This is a genomic window from Neptuniibacter sp. UBA6509 (genome assembly GCA_002435145.1).
Classification (GTDB): domain Bacteria; phylum Pseudomonadota; class Gammaproteobacteria; order Pseudomonadales; family Balneatricaceae; genus Neptuniibacter.
Genome location: DJLT01000019.1, coordinates 25,390 through 34,157, shown reverse-complemented (window position 1 = coordinate 34,157; position 8,768 = coordinate 25,390). Strand labels below are relative to the sequence as shown.

General features: G+C 42.9%; 6 protein-coding genes. 3 read left to right on the top strand and 3 right to left on the bottom strand.

What is annotated here, in order from left to right:
* Positions 1 to 721: 721 nt before the first annotated feature.
* Positions 722 to 940 carry an addiction module protein gene (locus B4K11_RS02885; protein WP_292949607.1) on the bottom strand — a complete coding sequence of 73 codons (219 nt, stop codon included), beginning with the start codon at positions 938 to 940 and terminating at the stop codon, positions 722 to 724.
* 328 nt (positions 941 to 1,268) lie between these two features.
* On the opposite strand from B4K11_RS02885, the gene B4K11_RS02880 reads away from it, so the two are divergent.
* Together B4K11_RS02880 and B4K11_RS02875 are read left to right on the top strand one after the other, a co-directional pair.
* A complete protein-coding gene (locus B4K11_RS02880; RefSeq protein ID WP_292949605.1) occupies positions 1,269 to 3,194 on the top strand; it encodes a phosphate ABC transporter substrate-binding/OmpA family protein in 1,926 nt (641 codons plus the stop codon).
* Between the two features lie 444 nt (positions 3,195 to 3,638).
* Positions 3,639 to 4,508: an MYG1 family protein gene (locus B4K11_RS02875; RefSeq protein ID WP_292949602.1), complete on the top strand. Its 870-nt coding sequence runs from the start codon at positions 3,639 to 3,641 to the stop codon at positions 4,506 to 4,508.
* A 92-nt stretch (positions 4,509 to 4,600) separates the two neighbouring features.
* On the opposite strand, the gene B4K11_RS02870 is transcribed toward B4K11_RS02875, so the two are convergent.
* Positions 4,601 to 6,481 (bottom strand): alkaline phosphatase D family protein, encoded by a 1,881-nt coding sequence (locus tag B4K11_RS02870; protein WP_348703461.1) that lies wholly within the window; start codon positions 6,479 to 6,481, stop codon positions 4,601 to 4,603.
* A 541-nt stretch (positions 6,482 to 7,022) separates the two neighbouring features.
* Between B4K11_RS02870 and hisI the strand changes: the two genes are divergently transcribed.
* The gene (gene hisI / locus B4K11_RS02865) at positions 7,023 to 7,445 is read left to right on the top strand and encodes a phosphoribosyl-AMP cyclohydrolase (RefSeq protein WP_292949599.1); all 423 of its coding nucleotides are present in this window, start codon (positions 7,023 to 7,025) and stop codon (positions 7,443 to 7,445) included.
* A gap of 194 nt (positions 7,446 to 7,639) precedes the next feature.
* Here the strand turns inward: hisI and B4K11_RS02860 are convergent, their stop codons facing one another.
* Complete coding sequence (locus B4K11_RS02860; RefSeq protein WP_292949596.1) at positions 7,640 to 8,644, bottom strand: rhodanese-related sulfurtransferase; 1,005 nt, start codon at positions 8,642 to 8,644, stop codon at positions 7,640 to 7,642.
* Positions 8,645 to 8,768 lie beyond the last annotated feature (124 nt).

Genomic DNA, 8,768 nt, shown 5'->3' with positions numbered 1-8,768 from the left:
GGAGACCTCTAATGGGTGACCCCGGTAATCTGTATCGAAGCCACTGACTGACTCATATCATTCGCCTTAGGTCAATTCGTTTCAATATACTTAACTAGATTAACTACAAAACCAGGTTTCCCAGCAGGCGCTGTCGAGTCAATTATTATACGTCCTTGGTAATGGGGCTCATCAAAAAAAGCAGAATCAAATCCTAATACAGGTTGCACCAATATCGATAGATACTCTCTAGCTTTCAGTGGAGGATTCAACCACCAGTCGAACTTTATTAGTCGCTAAGACTGTGCAAGACCTACTACTGATAAACCTCTTCACCACTAAAGCTGTAAACTTCATAAAAGTCCTTTTTATACTAAATAGTAATTCAGTAGAGTTTAAGAAAAGCCCTTTTTAACCATTTACGCCCGCTCCTCCCAATACCCCGGCTTCTTTCTGTTATGCATTACAGCCAGCACCGTAATGACTTCTGCAGATGGGGTATAAATAACGGAAAAGGGGAATTTGTTTAAAAGAAATCTACGCGTTTTTGCAGTAAAAGCAGGCCAAGTATTCGGTTGTTCACGGATAAGCTTAAATGAATATTCGAGCTCGAGAAGAAAGTCTTCGCCTAATCCTTTGGCTTTGGCTTCATACCATCGGTATCAGGCTTTTACTTTTAGTCCCACATCTGGGTGAAAAATAAGTTTTGGCATCCTAGCCCCTTATCTGATTCAGCTAGGCTTTACTTGACCTGCTGTTTAATCTCATCCCAAGAGATTGCTGTAACATCACCAGATAGCAAAGCATTATAACGCTGTTCAGCTATATATTTCCAAGCCTGCTCTGTACCTTCATCCTCTACTGAATCCAGTGATTCAATAAGACGATGAGCAACCAGCGCCTTCTCCTTTGCAGATAAGGAATCAATTTCACCAATAACTCTTTTGAATGCAGCCGACATAGAGCCTCCAATTAGTTTCTGTAATTAATCTAGCATTTGCGAAGATTCAAAGCACATGGGTAATTTTCCAGTCGGGTAAATGAAACTTCACAAGATAAAATTTTGCATTAGTAAAGAAAGAACTTAGAGCACTGCCCAGTTTTACGTCTACCATCCTACTGCCTTTAACAAATCACTGCCCTCTTCCATCGCTCATTCTAGTTAACTGATACATAAATTAAGTTATATCCCTGCTTTGTCATATTGCAGCAACCTTTCGTTTTTATAATGCCTTCCCTTGGTACGACAAGATCCACACTTAGATCACACAAATAATGAGAGTATTGCTGTGAAGACAACTGTTTTTGACCTTATCTGGAAATTTAAGAATGCGCTCGAAAAACAGGGCCACGAAAAAATAGACCTGCACCGCTTTACTCATGAAAAAGATTACCGCAAGACAATTCTACTTAATGTAGATATTAGCGAGTTGCCTATCAGTAAATCGCTTCAGCGGATTTACAAGGATTTACTAGAAGCGGATGAACTTGAGCTGGCGAAAGAGGTGGAGCTTCCTCCTGAGAAAAAGACATTAATCAGCCCACCAGTTCAAGAGAAACCTAAAAACTCAAACCAGCATAACAACAAACCGATTTACATTGGTTTTGCGGCGATTGCCTCTCTCCTGTTTGGTGTTTCTTTCATTCAGTTTTCTAGCGCTACACAAGATTCAAAATCGACAGATTCTGCGCGGGTTAATACGACAGAGCTTCTGACTTCACAGGTCAACACTACACAGGTCAGAGCAACACAAGTTACAGCCCCTAAGGTTAATGCACCCTTAGCTCAGCCGAAGATGAACGATGCAAACCATCAAGCTGCGCAAAATCAACTGCCGATAACTGCTAATTCCGAACAACAAGTCGTCGCTGCAGTTACGCCTGATAAGCCGGTTCCAGAAGTCGAAGAGGTCATTAAAACAACCGCCTTTCGGATACAAGGCTCCAATACAATTGGCGAAGCATTAGCGCCAGAACTACTTAAAGCGTTTTATGCCAATGAAGGTGCCCAACAAACAACACTCATTAAAAGCGGCATTGATGTAGAAAACAATCTGGAGGTCTCCTTTGCGGGTAAGAAAGAGGTCTCCGTTATCCCTATTCATGCTCATGGATCGAGTACCGGTTTTGCTGCCCTGAACAATGATATGACCGAACTGGCAATGGCCTCCCGTCGAATTAAAGATAAAGAGGTCAAACAGTTAGAGAGCCGTTACGGTAACCTGAAATCGAAGAGCACGGAACACATTATCGGAATGGACGGTTTAGCTGTCATCGTTAATCCTGATAATCCTATCGCTCACCTAAGCACCGAGAATTTGGCAAAATTGTTTGCCGGAAATATCACTAACTGGCGTGAGTTAGGAGGGAAAGATCAAGCCGTAAAGATCTTCGCGCGCGATAGTAATTCAGGTACTTGGGATTCGTTTAAATCTATGGTGCTGAAAAAGCACGGTGTAAAATTATCGACTGCATCTAAGCGCTTAGAATCCAGCGTAGAACTATCCGATAGCGTTAGTAGAACCCCCGGGGCTATTGGTTTTATCGGCTTACCTTATGTGTTACGCGCAAAAGCTTTAGCCGTTTCAGATGGTAAACATGGCCTACCGATCTACCCAACCTCTTTCACCATCTCCACAGAAGACTATCCCTTGGTTAGACGCCTCTATATTTATGAGCCGACCACCATTAGCACACAGTCTGAAGCTCATCGTTTTATAAGTTTTGTGCTGTCCAAAGAAGGGCAGGATGTTGTTAAGAAAGCAGGCTTTATCTCTCAAAATATCTATCAGACCACCCCTGTATTAACAGACACCTATCCGCAGGAATATATTCAGACTGTCAAAAATGCACAACGCTTATCCCTTAACTTCCGTTTCCAAAGCGGGACGGTTGTTCTGGATAACAAAGCGGTACGCGATCTAGAGCGTGTTATCCAATTCTTTGAAAGTAACCCCGGCCAACAAGCGATGTTGATCGGTTTCTCCGATAGCATAGGAGATCCGGTCGGTAACAAAGCGCTTTCGTTACAACGCGCAAGAACAGTTGAACAAGCACTGCTTGCACGGGGTATCAATATTCAACGTACTGTTGGTTTAGGCGAGATGGCCCCTATTGCATCCAACCAGACTAAACTGGGCCGTGAGAAAAATCGCCGTGTAGAAATTTGGGTTGATAGTCATTCGGCTCACTCTTATAACACGGCAACTCGCTAATGCTCTTTGCCTAGCCCTCTTTGCTAAATCCTCTTTAACTATTCCTTTTATAAAGCCACTCTTTATAAAGCCACTCGCAGATAGATTAAATTCCATACCTGCGAGTGGTTTTATGAATAAGCCAAACCATTTTCATTATCTTTTCTATCGATTAGCCACATATTTAACAGCTAATAAAACTTGCACTGTCTTATTAAAGAGATCAAAGCCCCTTTTAGCTCTAATCATCTGGAAGGGGTCAGCACTGACCCTCAAGGCTTATTCTAAGGAAGCGCATGTTGTGACTGAGTTCTAAACTAGCATCAAAGCCCTATTCTTATTGAAGACCTTCGTATACTATCCACCGTGCAACATGAAGGATCAAAAACGCTCTATATAAGTAAGCCCTATCGACGCGATTTGACTCTCAGCCTCTTCCCACTCTATTACATGACCCAATAAAAAATGACTGATTTAACGATAGCAACGCACAGCGGTAATTTTCATGCAGATGATGTTTTCAGTATCGCTGCCCTCAAAGCTATTTTTCCCTCTTTTAAGTTGATCCGTACTCGTGATCATGCGCTTATTAGTCAGGCAGATATTGTGGTTGATGTAGGCGGTGAATATGACCCTGAAACGGGCCGGTTTGATCATCACCAACGTGGTGGTGCAGGTGAGCGTGAGAACGGTATCCCCTACTCCTCTTTTGGTTTGATTTGGCAAAAATACGGTGTAGAGATTTGCCAAGGCAATACCGAAGTTGCTAACTCTGTTGATGCGGGTTTAGTTTCAAATATTGATGCCATCGATTGTGGTTATGGTGACGGTGTTGCTAAAGGGGTTAGTCTTAGCCAGACTATCTCTATGTTCAACCCAACATGGCAGGAAGAGACTCACTTTGATACGTGTTTTGATGAAGCCGTTGATTTTGCATCACGCGTTTTAGCCCGCTTTATTGCATCAGCTAATGGTGGAATCAGCGCCAAAGATATCGTCGCTAAAGCGATTAAAAATGCGGCAGACCCACGCGTTATTGTATTAGAGCAGTACACGCCGTGGAAAAGAACAGTCCACGCTCTGTCTAAAGAAGCTCTATATATAGTTTATCCATCGGATACCGGCCAGTGGCGTATCCAAGCCGTACCTGTTGAACTAGGTTCATTTGAAGATAGAAAGTCTTTGCCAAAAGCTTGGGCGGGGTTATCCGGTCAAGAGCTTAAAGATGTAACCGGTTTAGATGATGCAATGTTCTGCCACAACGGCTTATTTATCGCCGGCGCTGAGTCATTTGAAAGCACTATGAAGATGGCCGAAATAGCGCTGAAAGACTAGCCTTATACGCCTAACCTCATACCCCAAATCTAAACCTATGTTGCAGAGACTTCAGTCTCTGCTATATAGATAGATAACAAAGTACGCTTCGTCTATAAACGCCTACGCTCTGGGAACACCACTTCACGATCATCAACCGTAAGCACACTGATCTTTTCCGGTTCACCCACATCATTCAAGAGCAAGCGGCCTACACCGCTCCTGTTATGCACTCGATTATGGGGCTGACCTTCTGGAATCCTTGAACGTACTTGCATACGACGACGCTTTGTAAACCAGTTTAATGGAGATCGACTGCCATATAGCCAGCGATTAAGACGATCAAAAAGCTGAAGCAGTTTATGCGGAAACTCATTTTTTAAGCCGCTACAGGTCACTTGCCAAATATCGGGGCTATTTTCACGAAAACGAATTTTAATATCGTAGGTAAATGAGTAGTGGACATCACCCGATAAAATCACAAAATTCTGCGGCGTTTTCGGGTGACGGAAAATATTCAAAATCACGTTTGCAGACCCAGAATGAGCCATCCAGTTTTCTGCATCCACCGTGAGCGCTTTACCAAAAAAGGTAAAGATCCGCTGGACGGTTTCAATCAGCTTCATACCAAATATTGGGGCGGGTGAAATCAGCAGTACTGATTGTTCACCGATAAGTTCTTGCTGTAACTCAGACAGCGCCTCCCAATCCATCAAGCCCGAAGGCTGAGATAAACTGTTTTCTGACCACCAGCGTTTGGTGCGAGTATCCAATACAACCAGCTTAGGTGAGGTCGGTAAACTATAGTGCCATGATTCAAATTCCAGCATCTGCGTGACTAATTCATCACGCTCAGTATCTAAAGTGTCTACCCATTCAACTGGAAACCTCTCTGGAGCGTTGCCCCAAGCTTGGCAGAGCCAGTAACCGATTAAAGCATTACCAATAATTCGTCGTGAGAACGGATGGCCATAAGCGGCCTCTTCCCAGCCACGTGTTAAATTCCAATCATCAGTGACATCATGGTCATCAAAAATCATATAGACCGGGATATGAGCCAACGCGCGTTGTACTTGGCCTAAACCTTGGGAAAACTGCTTTATCTCTTTCTGTTCTGTTAAGAAACGATCTAAGTGTTTATCTGATAAGCCCGACACATCTAGTTTGATAAGGTCCCATAACTGCGGAGACCAAACGAGAAAGTACATTGCCAAAACTTCAGACAATGTAATCAGATGATTGTGTGCCGTATCAGCGGTGAAGATAGGCTTCTTTGCGCCACCAAAAAACTTGTCCCTTAAATCTTGGTTTGCTTCCGTATGTGGTAGAAGTTCCTCGCGTTCGTAATAGCAATGTTTGCTCTGATAGAGTTCGCCACAATTCCCAACGGTCGCGCCAGGAATAGATTCGGACCTGAGCCCAAGCAGAGTTATGGTTTGATGAACCGCAGATAACATAGGCCCTGCCACATCATCTGCGTAGATTTGATCCCCTGACATCATCAATAGCGCAGGGCGCTGCTCAATACTGTTTTTAGAGTTATCGAGCACTTCATCCACTCTTAACAGTGCATCTTTAGAGGGATAATGGGGTTTGCGACATGAACCATGTAAAAGATCATTCAGCTGCGTTTTAAGCACAAAGTGCGGTCGCAGTTCACCCTCATACATAAGATTAGGTAACAGAGAGCGTAAGTTCCTTTCCTCTCCCTCCACTACACAGTGAAGATCATAGGATAACCAGCTATTTTCAGGTAAAGGTGTTTCCGCATTAAAGGTAATCAGGTTGATGTAAGCCGACTCACCCACTGCCACCGTTTGTGTAATCTCATCACAAGGAATCGAGATCACTTGGTCTTCCATGTAATGAACCGTTAAAGAGGCATTCAGAGGTTCGCGCGTAACTAACCAGAGCACCATCTGCTCAGGCAGTAATCGGCGAATCATAGGACCCGCAATAATATAGGGAAGATCAGTCACAGTGTTGTTCATCATCAATAAGTTACGATGCTAAAAATACGTAGAAATAAAACGCACAAGTAAAACGCACAAATACAGCGAGATTATGGATAAAGTGTACCTAGATTGAGCGCATTTATTCAATCGTATTTACATAACTTGTGATTCGAAAAAACAACCTAAAAACACTCACCGTGGTATATCTTTAACCTCTTTAGATGCATTACTAATATCAAACCCATAATTGTTAGCAGCACTCTCATTTAAAGGGGTTACCGAACAAGAGCGTGCACAAAGCAGCGTAACTAATATCGCTATTAAAAAAACCAATAGGCTGGTACGCATCTTCATTATTTACTTCCCGATATATCACTGCATTATCAAAACAACTCTTATCGGATTTGAGTGACTAATTGATTAATAATTCAATATTTTTATGCTGAAAGCGCTTTTTGTTGCTGTGTCACTTTTTATAGCTACGATGTTTCTTATAACTAAGATGCTTTTTATATCTAAGATGGATTCTGCCTTATGGTATGATGCGCGCAAGATCACTTTGCATAGATGAAAACAGATTATGAAAAACAACTTTTACTACGACCTAGAGTCAGCAGAAAAAGGCGCACAGACAGATCTGAATGCGGCTTTAGATAATTTACGCTTTAACGATGATGGTTTGATTCCAGCGATCGCACAGCAGAATGAAACCGGTGAAGTACTGATGATGGCATGGATGAACCGCGCCTCCATTGAAGAGACACTTAAAACTGGCCAGGTTTGCTATTGGTCACGTTCACGTCAAGCTTACTGGCGTAAAGGTGAAAGCTCTGGACACGTACAAAAATTAGTTGAGCTGCGTATCGATTGCGACGGCGACACACTACTTTGTCTTGTTAATCAGACCGGTCCTGCGTGTCATACTGAACGTTCTAACTGCTTTTTCCATGCAGTTAAAGGTGACAAAATAGAGATCATTGCCGAACCTTGTTGCGCAAAATAACGTAATCAATAGAAATTGAGGAAGCCCATCATTTTGGGCCTTTAGCCTATCTAATGAAAAACCTCGCACACAGGGTGGCTTCCTACAAAAAAGCTGAAACCTTGCTGCGCTGAATAAACGCGCTATCCAGCTGTGAAATGCTAGGCATAAAAAACCACGCAAATGCGTGGTTTTTTTATGCTAAACAACTATCTTTAAGACCGATCTTTCTGGGCTGCACGATAAGCCGCTTTTGCTTCACGATGCGCTTTAACTGCATCCTGAACTTCACCACCTAGATGTGCTTCACCACGTGCTTTCGCTAACTCCATCTGATGTTCACGCTCTTTGAAACGGCGCTTTTGCTCATCTGTCATCTTATCTACACAGTGCAAGCAGCTTACACCTTTCTCATAGCTTTCAAGCTGTTTTTCCTGCTCAGTAATCGGCATACGACAAGCATGACACTGGTCATAATCACCCACTTCCAAACCATGCTTAACAGAAACGCGACCATCAAATACAAAACAGTCACCCTTCCACATGGATTCAGTCTCAGGCACCTCTTCCAAGTACTTTAAAATCCCGCCTTCAAGATGATAAACCTCATCAAACCCCTGCTCTTTCAAATAAGCAGTCGATTTTTCACAGCGGATACCACCAGTACAAAACATCGCTACTTTCTTATTCGTTTCAGGGTCTAACTCTTTAGCCACATACTCAGGGAATTCACGGAAGGTTTTGGTTTCCGGATCTAGCGCATTCTCAAACGTACCAATCGCCACTTCGTAATCGTTACGCGTATCAACTAACACAACATCAGGGTCAGAGATCAACGCATTCCAGTCTTTCGGCTTAACATAAGTCCCCACCACTTTCTTAGGGTCGATACCTTCGACACCCATGGTGACGATCTCTTTCTTAAGCTTAACTTTGGTACGCATAAATGGATTGCTAGAATCAAACGATTCTTTAAAGCCTAACTCGGCTAGACGTGGATCTTGACGTAACCAATTTAGAACCGCATCAATCCCTTCACGGGTACCCGCGATCGTACCATTGATACCTTCAGCAGCTAAAAGCAAGGTACCCTTCACATCTGCATCAAGCATGCAGTCATGTAGAGGCTGACGTAACTCTTCAAAGTTTTCTAAGGTAACAAATTTATATAAAGCACAGACAACAAAAGCATCGCTTTGCTGATCGTTTAGATTAGACATATTAACTCCGCTAATTGGGGCGTAATCCCAACGCAAAAAATAATTAAATACAGAATCGACAGAAGCAGTGCCGCATAAGCATATATGACAGTTTCTGTTTAATAACTGAGTGTAAAATTCAGGT

Coding starts and splice junctions, on each gene's coding strand:
- B4K11_RS02870 (WP_348703461.1), bottom strand. CDS start 6,481: ATGATGAACAACACTGTGACTGATCTTCCCTATATTATTGCGGGTCCT.
- B4K11_RS02885 (WP_292949607.1), bottom strand. CDS start 940: ATGTCGGCTGCATTCAAAAGAGTTATTGGTGAAATTGATTCCTTATCT.
- hisI (WP_292949599.1), top strand. CDS start 7,023: ATGAAAAACAACTTTTACTACGACCTAGAGTCAGCAGAAAAAGGCGCA.
- B4K11_RS02875 (WP_292949602.1), top strand. CDS start 3,639: ATGACTGATTTAACGATAGCAACGCACAGCGGTAATTTTCATGCAGAT.
- B4K11_RS02860 (WP_292949596.1), bottom strand. CDS start 8,644: ATGTCTAATCTAAACGATCAGCAAAGCGATGCTTTTGTTGTCTGTGCT.